Consider the following 16816-nt stretch of genomic DNA (forward strand, 5'->3'; position numbering starts at 1 on the left):
GACTAATTTAAAAGTTTTTGATAAGCTTCATTAAATTGCTGAATTGAAAAATGAGCCCGCGCATATTTTCTACAATTATCACTTAATTCTTGTATTAATGAAGGCTGCTTAATTAAATGACATAAATGTGTAACTAAATTTGCTATAATTTTATCTTCTTCTAATTCATCTATTAAATATCCCGTAATACCATTTTTAATATGAGAATCAACACCCCCAACATTTGTGGTGACAGGAATACAACCAAAACTCATCCCTTCCATAAAAACCATCGGAAAACCTTCATAAACAGAAGTTAATACTAAAATTGAGGTAGACCGATATAATGTTTTTAATACTTCAATATCACGAATATCCCCTAAAGGTTCAACGCCATAAGATAAAACCAAATCTTTTCTTAGACTAACTCCACTACCTGCCATATAAAATATAGTTTCAGGATATTTTTGTTTAACGAGTTGAGAGGCTTTCAAAAAAAGTTCGGGTCGTTTTTCCTCAGACCATCTACCTATAAAACCAACTCGTATTTTATTTGCAGACTTTGCTGGAACTTTAGATGGTATAGCAACGCCATTAGAAATAACCTGAATATGGGAAGTAAAAGATGATATTCCGGCTCTCAAATAATAATTTGTAATAACAGATTTAGCAACTTCGTTAATTACAACTCTTGTGGTAATAAAACGAGCACTATCAATAATTATTTTTTCTCGGCAATCATCTATACTAAAAGCATGAAATAAATCAATTTTTTTGATATCAACACTTATAAATGGTAAGATTTCATAGTAATAATCAGAATTGGAGCCGAAAACTTTTGTAATATTTTTACTTGCATTTATTTTATTTGCAATACATGAAGTTAACATCCGTATTAACCTAGTATTTTTTTTATTTAGAATATCATTAAGCTCTAAACAACAAGCAAATTGGGTAAAAAAAGGAAGCATATTAGAAGTTGCGGAAGCTTTGGTAAAAAAAACAACACATTTCTTGGGGTGTATTGCTTCTAATATAGCCGCATGTACTTTTTCGGCACCTCCTGTGTGGTAATAAGGAAAAAAGAAAATAACTTCAACATCAGGTAAAACCCGAATCAATTTGAGGTTCAAACAAAATAAATGATAATAACCTATAAAAAGTTTTATTATTTTTTTTAACTTATACATTCTTTTTTATTGCCTTACAACAAACCATAGTATCTCTTTCTAGTAATATTACTTCTTCTACTTGTAATGAAGTGTATTTATGAATAACATTTTTTAAAGTAAATGGGCTGAACCAATAATTATGATCTGGGTGAACTATTTCTATAAACGAATCATCTTCATAATGATTACGATTTATATGACGTTTAGAAAAACAATTTGGTGCGGTAATGTAAAACGTTTGAGCATTTATACTTTCTATTCCTTCTAAAAAAGTTCTAACATTATCTACATGTTCAATAGTTTCTGGAACTATACATATATCGTAACGATTCTCTTTTAAATCGTTAAAATTAGAAAAATAAGGTTGATTTACGTGAGCTTTTAAATGCTCAAGTCCTTCTACATCTACATCAAAACCATGAATAGATCGAGTTACTTTTGACAAAAAAATATGTAAATTATATTCTGGTTTAAAAATGGGCCAATCATTACATCCGAAATGAATTATATCTTTTCCAGCACATATTTGCTTGAAAAATTCAAATCGGTTTTCTACACTCTTTTTATCCACATATTGTACCCAAAAACCATCAATTCTTTGGTACATGGGTAATTCTTTAACAAAGATTTTTTTGTATAGTTTTTTTAATTCGTTAATCATAATCATTTCCCAATAAAATTAAATATTTGTTCTCGGGTTAATCCTTTTTTTTGTAGTATATATCGGGTAACTCTTGTCTTTTTTAAAATTCGTTTAAACAGAATTTGTTTCAAATAAAAAGCTATTCTAGTTCTTTTAAGCATTGGTAAGTGGGTATAAGAACGATACCTGATAACTTCTTGATATAATGAGTCAAAACGTTTTTGCATCCATGGCTCATATATATTTCCTAAGTGAAAAGCAAAATTGTCATCAGTTGATAAACGATACCCGTCATTTTTTAAAACGGGTAAGTCTGTATATTTATACTCACTATCTCCCAAAATTTTGTAAATACTGTTTTCTTTTGGTAAATTTTGAAATACTTCGCGTTTGTAGGTAGCGCAAAAATGAGGACATCCTACTACTGCTTTTACTCCATTGGTAGCATGTAATTTTAGAATGGTATCTTTCCATGTGGGTTCTAGCCATAACCATCCTAAACTTTTGGCAAACATTTCCAATTCCTCTTCATTAGTCACGGATTCAAATTGTAATTTTGAGCTAAAAAAATAATCAAACCAAATGTTATGGGTAAGTTCAAAATGCTTTCTAAAAACAGGAACTGGACTAACTGCCCCTGCTTTTGGGAAAGATTCAAATATTTTTATTACTTGTTCTTCCCATTCGTTTTGAAACAATACATCAGCATCTGTAATGGTAATCAATCGTTCTTCTGCTGTTCGTAAAGCTTTCAAAATACTGTTTATTTTACCTATTCCTTCTCTTTCTATTATTAATTCATCTATAGATCCTTTGGAATATAAAATGCTTAAACGCTGATTAATTAGTACTGAACTGCCATTGCTTATCACTGAAATCTTTAAAGGTGAATAAGCTGTTTTACGAACGGAATGTAAACAAATTTCAAATATTCGAAAAGCATCTTTGTAATAGTCTTCTTCATGTGGAATATGTAAAGGAATTATGACACGATGATCACAAGCAGTTCGTTCCACCAGTTTCCCTATTTTTGTGGGATTGTCTCCTAAACGCATATTAATTAGGTTTTTTATAAAAGGCTGTCAATTTAGCTATCCCTTCCTCTAAAGTTATCAAATCTTTATTTAATATGGAAAGCATTTTTGAATTATCGGGACATCTTCTGGCCATATCTCCTTCTGGCAGAGCGGGTAATAATACTATTTTACTTAACGATTGTGTATGCTTAATAATTTCTTCTGCTAAAGACAGAATTGTTTGTTCTTTATGACTTCCAATATTAATGACATCGTTCATACAAAGTCCTTCATTTAATATTTTTACGCAAGTTGTAATATTATCATCTACATAACAAAAAGAACGGGTTTGCATTCCGTCTCCATAGATATAAATGGGTTCATTCTTCAATGCGGCTTTAACAAATCGGGTAATTACAAAATCCTCGCTCTGATTAGGTCCATAGGTGTTAAAAAATCTAAAAATAGTATAATTTAACCCGTATTCTTGTTGATAGGACTTAAAAAAGGCTTCCCCTACATTTTTTACAATTGCATAAGGCAATCTTGAGTTTAATGGTGTTGTTTTTTCATTTTGAGGAATTTCAAAAGGTTCTCCATATACCTCTGAAGAGCTTGAAAAGAATACACGCTCAACACCTGAATTTTTAGATAAACTCAAAATATTTTTAATTCCTTCAATATCTTCTAGAACAGAAATTGGATTAGCTAATGTGCGTTTTACTCCTACTACAGCTGCATAATGAAAAACATAATTAAAATCATATCGTCCAAAAATGGGTACGATATCGTTATATACATTACAATTGGCTTTAATAAACTTCACATTTTCTTTTTGTGGAATCTTATGCAGTGAACCCGTAGATAAGTTATCTATAATAACTATATAATTTGAGTTGTCTTCTGCTAGTTTACTTGCTAAAGCACTCCCTACATTTCCTGCTCCTCCGGTAATTAAAATATGTGTCATTTATTGTTTTATTTTGACTTATTATTTACTTTAAAACTCTAAAAATAGAAATAAAAATGAATTACTCATAAGATTTTTATTCCTTTAAAAAAGAAGATTTATTTTTATTTTCTATTTTTTGTAATTCTTTTAGTATTTTACTTGATGTAGTTCCATCTCCATAAGGATTCACAGGTAAAACCTCTCCTTGAAATTTATCCAATAATTCAATTGCTTTTTCAACAATTAATTTTTTGTTTGTTCCTACTAAAAATGAAATTCCCGCCTTAACACCTTCTGTTCGTTCTGTAAAAGTTCGAGTAACTAGAACAGGCTTTCCCAAAGTAGGAGCTTCTTCTTGTATACCTCCTGAGTCTGAAATTATCATAAAAGATTGTTCCATTAACCAAATAAACAATGGGTATTCAGCAGGTTCAATTAGTAGAATATTTTCTTTTTTTTCTAATAAAGATGTTACAGGAACTAGAACTTTTGGATTTAGATGAACTGGATATACGATTTGAACATCTGCCCTTTTTGCTAAGGTGAGTAATGCTTCGCAAATCTGAACTAATCCTTTACCAAAATTTTCCCTTCTATGCCCAGTAACTAATATCATTTTCTTAGTAGGATCTAATTGCTCTTTTAGTTTAGATATAGCCTCATTTTCATATCCTATTTTGATTTTATTTACCGCCCACTTCAAAGCATCAATTACAGTATTACCTACTTCAAAAACAGCTTCTGGGTTAATAAGTTCTCGTTGTAAATTTGAAACCGATTGAGAAGTAGGAGCAAAATGATAATCCGCAAGCTTAGCCGTTAATTGCCTATTCAATTCCTCTGGAAATGGAAAATATTTATGAAAAGTTCTTAACCCAGCTTCCACATGTCCTATTTTAATTTGTTTATGAAAAGCCGCTAATGCCACTATTGAGGAAGTTGTTGTATCTCCATGTACTAACACTAAATCAGGTTTCACTTCATCTAAAACAGGATCAATATGTAATAATATTTTGGCACATAATTGATTCAAACTTTGGTTAGGTGACATCAAATTTAAATCATAGTCAGGTATAATTTCAAAAAAATCTAACACTTGATCTAACATTTGTCTATGTTGTGCCGTTACACATACTTTTACATCAAATGCTTCTTCTTTTAACACATGATATAAAGGTGCCATTTTAATAGCTTCTGGCCTAGTCCCAAAACAAATTAAAATTTTCATCACTTTTTTTTATTCGTTACAAGAATACTTATATTTTATCAATTTTTCCGAACAAATCTAAGTTTTCTACCTAAATATTTCCTTCTTTTTTATTTTACAATTATTTTAAAACAAATAATTAATAGCCTATTGAAAATTTCAAATCTTCATTCATATTTTTAAACAAATGCAAATACTTCAAAATTCTATATCTTGAAAAACAGTGACTCTATTGAAATTTAAAAAATATGTTATTAAAATAATCTCATTCAAAAGCTAAAAATTTGATTAAAAAGGAATAGCTTAACTTATCATCAATTTAAATATAAAAATATGATAAAATACGAAGAGATTTCTACTTTCTCACTTTCAAAAACAGTCAATAACATATCTCTTTATACAAATTTATTTTATTAAGAAGCAATCAAATAAGTATTACAAACTAAGCTAGAGATATAGAAAAGATTAATTATTGTATTTTATCCATCTTTTAATATATTTTTTAATCTTTTCACTTAATGGCTTCTTATAGGTTGTTAACTTTTGCCACATTTTAATTTTTTCAACCCAAACATCATCCAACCAAACTTGTAAATAAGCCAAAGAATATCCTGAATCAATAAATTCCTTTGCTTGAGAAACCAATGTAGTACTGTAAATATGAAATGCAGGAGATTCTGTATTTACAAAAATATCAAAATCCATTACTGCTGCACGTGTACAAAAATGTTTGTCTTCTCCTAACCAAGTCATATTTTTTATAGGTTGGAATCGAACACCTGATTCTAATATTTTTCGAGTCAATAAAGTACAAGCCCCTGTAAAACCTACTTCATAAGTTCCTGGTATTATATACGTCATCATACGTTCTAACGAATTCCCCTCTTTATCCCAACAATTAGGCATATAAGAAGCTGCGTACGAAAAATGTGTCCAAAATATCTCTGCAACAAAATCTTTTTTAGCTTGAAATAAATTAATAATTGTTTTTGGATGCAGGACTAAATCAGCATCCACAAAAAATAAATAATCATAATCTTGATTTAAAAAATATCGAATCGCGCTATCTTTTATCAAAGTAATTCGATCGTATAAATCTTCTTCCCAACGCTCTTTTCTTTTTTTAGTATCTGGTTCTATATCAAAAATTGCATTCAACAACAAAGCTTTATTTTGTTTAGATACAAATTCATTTAATATAACAGTACTTTGAGGATCAAGGTTGTCATCAAAGAAAGAAAAAGTAAATTCAAAATCAGCAATCTCTAAATCTAACAATGAGTGAAGATGAAGTTTAACGATTTCATTTGGTTTTCTAACAGGAGAAAAAAGTAATATTTTAGTTTTCATTCTATTTGAATTAAACTTTTTGAATAGACCAATACTGGGGTAGAAGATGTACTCCATGAAGTCTAGACTTAAATTCTCTTTTTATCTGATATTTTTCACTTTTTATTACTTCGAAATACAATAGTTTGTCAAATATCGTGTATTTAGATTCAACAATTGCATCCATAACAATAACAGAAATAAAATACTTACTTGGTACATAATTAATATTTAAGAAATCACAAGCAATTTGAAAACATCCATCTTCTTCAATCTTTACTTCTTCTGCCATAAGGTAAGTTGAGCCTGTAGTCAAAATCTTATCTTCATAATTGTAAATTTTATATTCTATAATTAAAGTCCCTTTAAATCCTTTTGACTCTAGACACATTACAACTTTAACATCTTTATTAAAACCTACTAAATCAACATTTTCAAAAGATTCATTAGCAACGTAAGAATCTATCACAACTAAATTTTCATCAAATGTTGCCAAAGGAAAATTTATCTGAGAATTATATGTTACTTTTAAATATTCGGATATAATGAAATCAGTCTCTCCGATCATTTTAATAGTTCCATGCTCTAGTAAAATAACTTTTTTACAAAGTTTTTTAATTGTAGACATATCATGACTAACAAAAAGAACTGTTCTTCCTTCTCCTTTAGCTATATCTTGCATTTTTCCAATGGCTTTCTTTTGAAATTCTGCATCTCCTACAGCTAACACCTCATCTATAATTAGAATTTCAGGTTCTAAAAAAGCAGCTACAGCAAAGGCTAACCGAACAGTCATCCCACTACTATAGCGCTTAGTAGGAGTATCTATATAACGCTCACATCCACTAAAATCAATAATTTCATCAAGCTTAGAGGTTATTTCTGTTTTTGTCATCCCTAAAATGGTTCCATTCAAATAGATATTTTCACGCCCTGTAAGTTCTGGATTAAATCCTGTTCCAACCTCTAATAAAGAAGCTATTCTTCCTCTTGCTTTTATAACTCCTGTTGAAGGGGTGGTAACTTTAGATAAGATCTTTAAAAGAGTAGATTTTCCTGCTCCATTCTTACCAATGATACCTAATACTTCACCTCTTTCTACCTCAAAATTAATATCTTTTAATGCCCAAACATAATCACTCTCCCCTTTAGTTGTTCTATCATTTGATCCTCCTATTTTTAAATAGGGGTCTTCTTTTCCTCTTATTTTATACCACCAACGATTAATATCATGACTTAAGGTACCCGTTCCGATAACCCCCAGACGATATTGCTTAGAAATATTTTCGACACGTAATATTATATCTCTTTTTTCCATTTTTAAACTGTATCAATAAAACTTTTTTCTGTTTTATTAAAAATTACTAATCCTAACACAAAAATCATGATTGTTACAAAAATTGTATATACTAAACCAAAAATGGATATTTCCCCTTGATTAAGAAGAATAATTCTAGAGGTTTCAACAATATATGCTAGCGGATTATATTCTACAAGCCAACCATATTTAGGCAATTTTTGACTTATTAATTCTATAGGGTATACCACAGCCGATATATACATTAATAATTGCACACCAAAAGAGATCAAAAATGACAAATCTCTGTATTTAGTTACTAATGAAGATATTATCATTCCCAAGCCTAACCCTAAAAGTCCCATAAGAATTATAAGAAAAGGAAAAAAAATTACATTAAAATTTATTATATTTTTCATTCCTAAAAACAAATAAAACAAATAAAATCCAATATAAATAATTATTTGAATTCCTAATTTCAGTAAATTTGTTATTACAGTTGATAATGGCATTATTATTCTGGGAAAATATACTTTACCAAAAATATTTGCATTTTTCTTAAATGTATCAGCCGTTTCATTTAAACAGGATGTAAAATAATTCCAAACTATTATTCCTGCCAAATTAAAAAGAAAAGAAGGTACTTTTCCTGTTTCAATCCCTGCTACTCTATTAAAAATAATGGTAAAAGTTATTGCAGTAAATAATGGTTGTATAAAATACCATAGTGGTCCTAAAATGGTTTGTTTGTAAACCGTAATAATATCTCTTTTTACAAACATTCGCAGCAAATCTCTGTATCTCCAAGCTTCTTTTAAATTTAGATCAAAAAGTGAAGATTTAGCTGTAATAATCTGATCCCATTTATCTTCTTGAGAAATATTCATTTTTTCTTTGTTAGGAGCGCAACTTAATAAAATATACTATTAAATACAATAAAAAGAAAAATTATCATTATGTAAAGATTGTCTAAATCCATACCTTTGCTAGAATATAAAGAAATTTTATGCTATTTTTTACTAAATCAAAACCTCTATTAAGAGAATTTACTGAAAACCAATTTATTGATCTGCATTCTCATATATTGCCTGGAATTGATGATGGTGCTAAAAATATAGAGGATACTGTACGTTTAATAACAACTTTATCAGATTATGGTTTCACTCAATTCATGGCAACACCGCACACTTTTTCAGGGTATTATGACAACACTTATGAATCTATAGCTACAAATTATCACAATACCGTTAATGAATTGAATCAAAAAGGGCTTTCTTTCACTATGAATTTCGCATCAGAATATTTAATGGATGATTATTTTGTATCTCTCTTCAAAAAAAAGGAAATTCACACCTTAAAAGATCAATATGTTTTGGTGGAAATGTCTTACCTAAATGCTCCCATTAATTTATTTGATATTTTATTTGATTTACAAGTAGCAGGATATACCCCTATATTAGCACATCCTGAGCGTTACTTGTTCTACCATCAGCAATTTGATTCTTATAAAAAGTTAAAAAATGCTGGATGTAAGTTTCAATTAAACTTGTTGTCTACTGTTGGTTATTATGGAAAAGAGGTGAAAAATATTGCGGACCAGTTATTAAAAGAAGATCTAATTGATTTCACAGGAAGTGATGTTCATCACGAAAAACATTTAAAAGCTTTTTTATCAAAAATAGAAATTAAAAATACAGACGCATTGAAAAATGCTATTCGAAATAATGATTATTTCAAAATATAATGTTTTATTTTTTATAACCTTATTGTTTATGCTATCCTGACTATAATCAGATTTATTTTTAAAATTATTCCTTTTTTATCTTTATGTATTAGTCAAAAAACTATAGAATACTGGCAGTTTTAATAGAAATCAGATGATACTTGAGACTATGCTTTGATAAACATTTTTAATTATTTATTCCTAAACATAAACCTACTTAAATCTAAACAAATCATATTTCTTAAATCCACCTACTGCTAAAATGAATCCTTTAAATCCTTTTTTTGCAATTATAATTTTCTTTATTGCTTTTACAACGGCCTATATTATAAATTTAAAATTTAAAATAACAAATAACGACACAAGATACGAAACAATAGATGGAATAAGAGGTTTTCTTGCCATAGGTGTTTTTATTCACCATGCCTCTATATGGTTCCAATATTTACAAATCAAATCTTGGGTAGCTCCCAAATCAAACTTATATAATCAATTAGGACAAACAAGTGTTTCTCTTTTTTTTATGATTACTTCTTTTTTGTTTATAACCAAGTTATTGAACTCAGAAAATCAAAAAATTAATTGGCCTATTATATTTATATCAAGATTTTTTAGGTTAGTACCTATGTACCTTGTTTCAATATTTTTACTAATATCAATTGTATTTATAATTAGTGATTGGCAACTCAATGTTCCTCCTTTTAAACTTTTAAAAGAAGTGCTGCAATGGGGTACTTTTACCATTTTAAGTAGTCCAACCATAAATGATTTATCATTTACTCATATAATAAATGCAGGTGTTGTATGGTCACTTCCTTATGAATGGCTCTTTTATTTCAGCTTGCCTATTATCTCTATTTTAATTTTCAAAAAGAAAACATCCTTTTTTTATACTGTAATTAGCCTTTTTTTCATTCTTTGTTTTTTTAAAATTTATGGATCAAGTATTCCTCATCTACTTTCTTTTTTAGGAGGTGTGATCCCTCCTTTTATCATTAAGTATAATACAAAAAAAATTAATTTTAATTCAAATTTTTACAGTATAATAATTTTATTATGTTTGGGATTAATTTTACTTTTTCATACTTCAGACAACTATATCTGTAAGCTTTTAATAATAATAGTATTTAACTTAATTGCTTTAGGCAATGAGATGTTCGGAGTTTTAAAAAACACTACATTAAAATTCTTAGGAGAAATCTCATATAGTACTTATTTAATTCACGGAATAATTATATTCATAACGCTTTATTTTGGTTTTAGTCTAGAGGTAGTAGAAAAAATGCCTCCTTCAACATTTTGTTCTATAATATTTCTCATTACCCCTATTATCATCTTAACTAGCTTTTTATCTTATAGAAACATTGAAAAACCGTTCATGGATTATTCAAAAAAAATTAATTATGATAAAATAAAGCATAGCATAACAGAATTTTACAAAAGAAAAGCGTAATTATAAAGACAAATTGGTAATGAATAATACCATTTAAACTTAAAATATACTGATTAAAAAGAAAATTCTCGATCTGTTTTTTTTATTTTAAAAATAACTCAAACAAACGGTTGAGTATATAATTGAAATCATCGTTAGTTCAAGTGCGAGGCGAATAGAGAACCAACGATGATTTTATTGCTTTTGTAAGATAGTACCTAAATCAACATGCGTTTTGTCACTCCAACGTAAGGAGGAGTCTCATAATCCGTATTATGTAATTTCTCCCTTTGGTCGATAAGATTACAAACTTTTTAGACAGTCTCAAGGTTAAAAAAATAGTATTATGTAAAAATTTCAAAGTTTAAATGATATAACTTTATTATTTCATAAAAATCATTAAGTAATAAAGTTTGTTTTTCAGGAAAATATAAAAAAACGGAATAAGACTTTTATCATATTCCGTTTTTTATATAGATTAATTTGCTACTTCGCTAATAAATTTAATCCTCATAAGTCGTAATTCTTCTGTATCATAATCCCCATCAAATTCATCTAAAGCATCTTGAATTTTATCTGATTCAGAATCCATAAAATAATCATGAATTTCTTGTTGTTGATCTTCATCTAAAATTTCATCAACCCAGTAATTAATATTTAGTTTAGTTCCTGAATATACGATTTGTTCCATTTCTTTTAACAAAGCATCCATATCTAAACCTTTGGCTTTTGCAATATCATCCAAAGGTAGTTTTCGATCAATATTTTGAATAATATAAAGTTTTAAGCCTGAATTAGCTCCGGTGGACTTAACAACCAAGTCATCAGGTCGTATAATTTCATTTTCTTCTACATATTTAGCAATGAGATCTACGAATGCTTTTCCATATTTTTTAGCTTTTCCTTCTCCTACACCTTGAATATTGCTTAACTCTGCAACGGTAATAGGATATTTTAAAGCCATATCTTCTAATGAAAATTCTTGAAAAACTACATAAGGTGGCACTCCTTCTTTCTTTCCTACTTTTTTACGCAAATCAACCAACATAGTCATCAAAACCTCATCTGAAGTTCCTGAAGATTTAGAGGATGTCACGATTGTATCGTCTTCGTTATCATCAAATTCATGATCTTCTGTCATCATAAAGGATACTGGCGTATTTAAAAACATATATCCTTTATCTGTCATTTTTAAAACGCCATAACTTTCAATATCTTTACGAATATAGCCATCAACCATTACCTGACGGATTAATGCCATCCAGTATTTTTCATCCTGATCTTTACCTGTTCCAAAAAAGGACAAGGTATCTGTTTTATGTGCTTTGATAACAGCGTTTACTTTTCCTATTAAAGCTAGGATGATTTCTTTTGCTTTATATATTTCCTTAGTATCCCGAATTGTTTCTAATAACTTGACTACATTGTCTTGGGCTTCTGTTTTCTTTTTGGGATTACGCATATTATCATCCATATCTCCACCTTCTCCCGTTTCGTTATCAAACATTTCCCCAAAATAATGCAATAAAAATTTACGGCGCGACATAGAAGTTTCAGCATACGAAACAACCTCTTGTAGTAAAGCAAAACCTACCTCTTGCTCTGCTATAGGTTTTCCTGCCATAAATTTTTCTAGTTTTTCAACATCTTTATACGAATAATAGGCTAAACAATGCCCTTCTCCTCCATCTCTACCTGCTCTACCTGTTTCCTGATAATAACTTTCTAAAGATTTGGGTATATCATGATGAATTACAAATCGTACATCAGGTTTATCAATTCCCATACCAAAGGCAATAGTTGCTACTACCACATCTACCTCTTCCATCAGGAACATATCCTGATGTTTTGCTCTTGTTTTAGCATCAAGACCTGCGTGATAAGGTACAGCTGAAATACCATTTACTTTTAATACTTCTGCTATATCTTCTACTTTTTTACGCGAGAGGCAATAGATAACGCCTGACTTCCCTTTATGTTGTTTTATAAAACGAATAATATCTGCTTCTACATTTTTAGTTTTTGTTCGTACTTCGTAAAATAAATTAGGGCGATTAAACGACGCTTTAAAGACGTTAGCATCTGACATTTCTAGATTTTTAAGAATATCTTCTTGTACTTTGGGTGTAGCTGTTGCTGTAAGTCCAATAATAGGAATTTCACCCAGAGCTCTAATTATATTTCTTAAATTTCTATACTCAGGTCTAAAATCATGCCCCCATTCCGAAATACAATGTGCTTCATCAATTGCTACGAAAGAAATTTTATGTTCTTTTAAGAAATCAATATATTCTTCTTTTGTTAAGGATTCAGGTGCTACATATAATAACTTTGTTAAACCAGATGCTATATCTTTTTTAACTTGATTAATTTCTGTCTTATTTAATGAAGAATTAAGAACATGTGCAATCGCATCCCCTGAGCCTAAGCTTCTGAGGGCATCTACTTGATTTTTCATTAACGCAATCAGAGGCGAAACCACGATAGCTACGCCATCTTGAATTAGCGCAGGTAACTGATAACATAACGACTTTCCACCACCTGTGGGCATAATAACAAAAGTATTTTCTTTAGATACAATACTTCTTACTACTTGTTCTTGTAATCCTTTAAATTGGCTAAATCCAAAATACTTTTTTAATTCTTTGTGTAAATCAATTGGGTCAGAACTCATTCTTCAATTATTTTCTATTGATAAATTAACGAAATGATGAAAATCAAACAGCTTTTATACTATCCCCAACTAGTAAAAAAAAATGTGTTTGGTATTTTTGAGAAATTTTAAACAAAATTAATAAAATTTCAATCAAATAAAAAATCCTTTCAACTAGGTATTTTTATAAATTTGCACTTAATAAAGTTACAAATTTCTTTATCATTATACAAATTTTAAAAAGAGACTCTTGTTTTGATAACCAAAGACACCCTTCTTGCCACTGCTAAAGCCTCCTTATTAGAACAAAGTGAAGCAATAGCTAACTTAGTAAATTATTTGACAGATGATTTTGCACAAGCAGTTGAAATCATATACAATACAAAAGGTAGACTCATCGTTACAGGAATAGGAAAAAGTGCCATTATTGCTCAAAAAATGGTTGCTACTTTTAATTCTACAGGAACCCCATCTATGTTTTTACATGCCTCCGAAGCAATACATGGTGATTTAGGTATGGTACAAAGTGGCGATGTCATTATTTGCATATCAAAAAGCGGGAATAGTCCCGAAATAAAAGTATTAGTTCCTTTATTAAAACGCTTTGGAAACCAATTAATAGGAATGACTGCTAATCTTCACTCTTTTTTAGGCAAAGAATCTGATTTAGTCTTACATGCTTATGTAAGTAAAGAATCTTGCCCTAATAATTTAGCGCCTACTAATAGTACTACTGCACAACTGGTATTAGGTGACGCATTAGCCATTTGTTTAATGAAAAAAAGAGATTTCAAAAGTGAAGACTTCGCTAAATATCATCCTGGTGGAGCATTAGGAAAAAAACTTTTATTAAAAGTTAGTGACTTATTAGACAAAACCCATAAACCACAAGTTACACCTGATTCTCCTATAAAAGATGTAATTGTAGAAATATCTGAAAAAAGACTTGGTGTGACAGCAGTCATAGAAGAGAAACAACTAATCGGTATTATTACAGATGGAGATATTAGAAGAATGCTGAATACTACCGAAACTATATCTGGATTAAAAGCAAAAGATATTATGACGAAAACGCCAAAAACAATTGCGTTAGATGCCATGGTAATGGATGCGTTTCATACAATGGAAGATTTTTCGATTACACAATTAGTAGTAGAAACTGATGGAAACTATGTAGGAATATTACATATACATGACATTTTAAAAGAAGGAATTATATAAATGGCTAAGAAAAATTTATCAGAAATGTCTTTTTTAGACCATCTAGAAGAACTTAGATGGCTACTTATAAGAAGCACTATAACGATTGTTATATTAGCAATCGTAGTATTCTTTTTTGCTGATTTTATATTTGACCAAATAATTTTTGGTCCTACACGAGTAGAGTTTGTTACATATCGTTTTTTTTGCGATGCCTCTCACTATCTTGGTTTTGCTGATACAATTTGTATTGAAGAACTCCCTTTTACCATTCAAAACACTAGTATGGAAGGGCAAGTAAATGTGTTTGTATGGATGTGTATTACAGCTGGGTTTATTTTAGGATTTCCTTATATATTATGGGAATTATGGCGTTTTATTAGCCCCGCCCTTTATGATAACGAAAAAAAATATGCCAAAGTTTTTATCATTTCAGCATCAATTCTTTTTTTTATTGGTGTTCTATTTGGTTATTATGTCATAGTTCCTATGTCTGTAAACTTTTTAGCCTCTTTTTCTATCAGTAGTGTTGTCAAAAATGATATTGATTTAAATTCATATATAGGAATGGTTAAAACATCTGTATTAGCAGGTGGTATTTTTTTTGAAATGCCCATCATTATTTATTTATTAACTAAACTAGGACTGATTAAACCAAGTTTTTTACAAAATACTCGAAAATACGCTATCGTAATCGTATTAATCATAGCCGCCATTGTTACCCCTCCTGATGTGGTAAGTCAGGTAACTGTTGCAGTTCCTATGCTTTTAATTTACGAAATGAGTATTATTATTTCCAGAATTGTATACAAAAACCAATTAAAAGAGCAAAATGGCTGATTTAGTAAAAGATTTTAATGATTATCGTTCTAAAATGAACGAAAAGATTTTAGGTGATGACAACAAGGTTATCAAAAGAATTTTTAATCTGGACACAAATACTTATACGGAAGGTGCTTTAGATACCAAAACAAAAGAGTTAATGGGACTAGTTGCATCAGCTGTATTACGTTGTGATGATTGTATCAAATATCACCTAGAAACTTGCTACAAACTAGGCATCAACAAAGCTGAAATGATGGAAGCTATGAGCGTTGCTACATTAGTTGGAGGTACTATTGTAATTCCTCACTTAAGAAGAGCTTACGAGTTTTGGGAAGCCCTTGAAAATAATTAATTTATTTTAAAATTAGTCATTTTGAAAAATTGAAATTATAATTTTATACTAATTTCTCTTTTTCTTTGATTAATTTTAAGTTTATTTGTCAGATTGGATTTAAAAAATGATTTTGAGTATTTTATTCATTTTCAAATTTTTCAAATTTTCAAATTTAAAACATGGTATTAAGAGCAGATAATTTAGTCAAAACATACAAAAAGAGATCCGTTGTAAAAGGGATATCTGTTGAAGTTAATCAAGGTGAAATAGTTGGACTTTTAGGTCCTAATGGGGCTGGAAAAACAACTTCCTTTTATATGATTGTAGGCTTAGTAAAACCTAATTCGGGAAACATTTACTTAGACGACATGAACATTACTGATTTCCCTATGTACAAAAGAGCTCAAAACGGTATTGGCTATCTTGCTCAAGAAGCTTCTGTCTTTAGAAAGATGAGTATTGAAGATAATATAATGAGCGTCTTACAATTGACTAATCTTACTAAGGATCAACAGGAAGAAAAAATGGAAGCTCTTATTGAGGAGTTCTCATTAAATCATATCCGTACAAACCGAGGTGACTTACTATCGGGTGGTGAGCGTCGTCGTACAGAAATAGCACGATGTTTAGCTACTGATCCTAAATTCATTTTATTAGATGAACCTTTTGCGGGTGTTGATCCTGTGGCTGTAGAAGACATTCAACGTATTGTGGCGAAACTTAAAAATAAAAATATTGGTATTTTAATTACAGATCATAACGTACAAGAAACTCTTGCAATTACAGACAAAACATATCTAATGTTTGAAGGAGGTATTCTAAAAGCTGGAGTTCCTGAAGAATTAGTAGAAGATGAAATGGTACGTCGTGTATATCTAGGACAAAATTTTGAATTGAGAAGAAAAAAATTAGAATTTTAACACAAATACTACGATCAACAACTTAAAAAAAATTTTTAGGTTGTTGATCTATTTTTATTTTGTTTTTTTTCAGTCTCAAGATAAAACCAACATGCAAATATTGATGTAGGTTGAATATTAACATAAAAACTAGG

Annotated in this window: 15 protein-coding genes; 6 read left to right on the top strand and 9 right to left on the bottom strand. The window is 29.5% G+C overall.

Going from position 1 to position 16816, the window contains the following annotated elements; genetic code table 11:
• Nucleotides 1–2: 2 nt before the first annotated feature.
• The 8 genes from AWN65_RS10330 to AWN65_RS10365 all read right to left on the bottom strand — a co-directional run bounded on the left by AWN65_RS10330 (nucleotide 3) and on the right by AWN65_RS10365 (nucleotide 8482).
• Nucleotides 3–1169: a glycosyltransferase family 4 protein gene (locus tag AWN65_RS10330; RefSeq protein ID WP_060383083.1), complete on the bottom strand. Its 1167-nt coding sequence runs from the start codon at nucleotides 1167–1169 to the stop codon at nucleotides 3–5.
• A complete protein-coding gene (locus AWN65_RS10335; RefSeq protein WP_060383084.1) occupies nucleotides 1162–1818 on the bottom strand; it encodes a methyltransferase domain-containing protein in 657 nt (218 codons plus the stop codon). Before AWN65_RS10335 ends, AWN65_RS10330 begins: the two co-directional genes overlap by 8 nt.
• Nucleotides 1815–2849, bottom strand: coding sequence for a glycosyltransferase family A protein (locus AWN65_RS10340; protein WP_060383085.1), 1035 nt, complete (start codon nucleotides 2847–2849; stop codon nucleotides 1815–1817). The genes AWN65_RS10335 and AWN65_RS10340 overlap by 4 nt, the downstream gene beginning before the upstream one ends.
• A 1-nt stretch (nucleotide 2850) precedes the next feature.
• A complete protein-coding gene (locus AWN65_RS10345; protein WP_060383086.1) occupies nucleotides 2851–3780 on the bottom strand; it encodes an NAD-dependent epimerase/dehydratase family protein in 930 nt (309 codons plus the stop codon).
• Between the two features lie 76 nt (nucleotides 3781–3856).
• On the bottom strand, nucleotides 3857–4990 hold the full coding sequence (gene wecB, locus AWN65_RS10350; RefSeq protein WP_014166574.1) for a non-hydrolyzing UDP-N-acetylglucosamine 2-epimerase: 1134 nt from the start codon (nucleotides 4988–4990) through the stop codon (nucleotides 3857–3859).
• A 444-nt stretch (nucleotides 4991–5434) separates the two neighbouring features.
• Nucleotides 5435–6319: a hypothetical protein gene (locus AWN65_RS10355; RefSeq protein ID WP_060383087.1), complete on the bottom strand. Its 885-nt coding sequence runs from the start codon at nucleotides 6317–6319 to the stop codon at nucleotides 5435–5437.
• Between the two features lie 10 nt (nucleotides 6320–6329).
• Nucleotides 6330–7616 carry an ABC transporter ATP-binding protein gene (locus tag AWN65_RS10360; RefSeq protein ID WP_060383088.1) on the bottom strand — a complete coding sequence of 429 codons (1287 nt, stop codon included), beginning with the start codon at nucleotides 7614–7616 and terminating at the stop codon, nucleotides 6330–6332.
• 2 nt (nucleotides 7617–7618) lie between these two features.
• Entirely contained in the window at nucleotides 7619–8482 is an 864-nt protein-coding gene (locus AWN65_RS10365) for an ABC transporter permease (protein ID WP_060383089.1), read from the bottom strand.
• Between the two features lie 119 nt (nucleotides 8483–8601).
• Between AWN65_RS10365 and AWN65_RS10370 the strand changes: the two genes are divergently transcribed.
• Nucleotides 8602–9339 carry a tyrosine-protein phosphatase gene (locus AWN65_RS10370; protein ID WP_060383090.1) on the top strand — a complete coding sequence of 246 codons (738 nt, stop codon included), beginning with the start codon at nucleotides 8602–8604 and terminating at the stop codon, nucleotides 9337–9339.
• A 241-nt stretch (nucleotides 9340–9580) separates the two neighbouring features.
• On the top strand, nucleotides 9581–10771 hold the full coding sequence (locus tag AWN65_RS10375) for an acyltransferase family protein (RefSeq protein ID WP_060383091.1): 1191 nt from the start codon (nucleotides 9581–9583) through the stop codon (nucleotides 10769–10771).
• A gap of 457 nt (nucleotides 10772–11228) precedes the next feature.
• Here AWN65_RS10375 and recQ read toward each other — a convergent pair whose 3' ends face one another.
• Nucleotides 11229–13424, bottom strand: coding sequence for a DNA helicase RecQ (gene recQ, locus AWN65_RS10380; protein WP_060383092.1), 2196 nt, complete (start codon nucleotides 13422–13424; stop codon nucleotides 11229–11231).
• A gap of 234 nt (nucleotides 13425–13658) precedes the next feature.
• Between recQ and AWN65_RS10385 the strand changes: the two genes are divergently transcribed.
• The 4 genes from AWN65_RS10385 (at nucleotide 13659) to lptB (ending at nucleotide 16682) form a co-directional block, all read left to right on the top strand.
• A complete protein-coding gene (locus AWN65_RS10385) occupies nucleotides 13659–14624 on the top strand; it encodes a KpsF/GutQ family sugar-phosphate isomerase (RefSeq protein ID WP_060383093.1) in 966 nt (321 codons plus the stop codon).
• The gene (gene tatC, locus AWN65_RS10390; protein ID WP_060383094.1) at nucleotides 14625–15443 is read left to right on the top strand and encodes a twin-arginine translocase subunit TatC; all 819 of its coding nucleotides are present in this window, start codon (nucleotides 14625–14627) and stop codon (nucleotides 15441–15443) included. It begins immediately after the preceding gene.
• Nucleotides 15436–15780: a carboxymuconolactone decarboxylase family protein gene (locus tag AWN65_RS10395; RefSeq protein ID WP_060383095.1), complete on the top strand. Its 345-nt coding sequence runs from the start codon at nucleotides 15436–15438 to the stop codon at nucleotides 15778–15780. Before tatC ends, AWN65_RS10395 begins: the two co-directional genes overlap by 8 nt.
• Before the next feature lie 161 nt (nucleotides 15781–15941).
• Nucleotides 15942–16682 carry an LPS export ABC transporter ATP-binding protein gene (gene lptB, locus AWN65_RS10400; RefSeq protein ID WP_060383096.1) on the top strand — a complete coding sequence of 247 codons (741 nt, stop codon included), beginning with the start codon at nucleotides 15942–15944 and terminating at the stop codon, nucleotides 16680–16682.
• The last annotated feature ends 134 nt before the right edge of the window (nucleotides 16683–16816 follow it).

Origin of the sequence: Flavobacterium covae (assembly GCF_001534645.1) — a bacterium.
Taxonomy (GTDB): Bacteria; Bacteroidota; Bacteroidia; order Flavobacteriales; family Flavobacteriaceae; genus Flavobacterium; species Flavobacterium covae.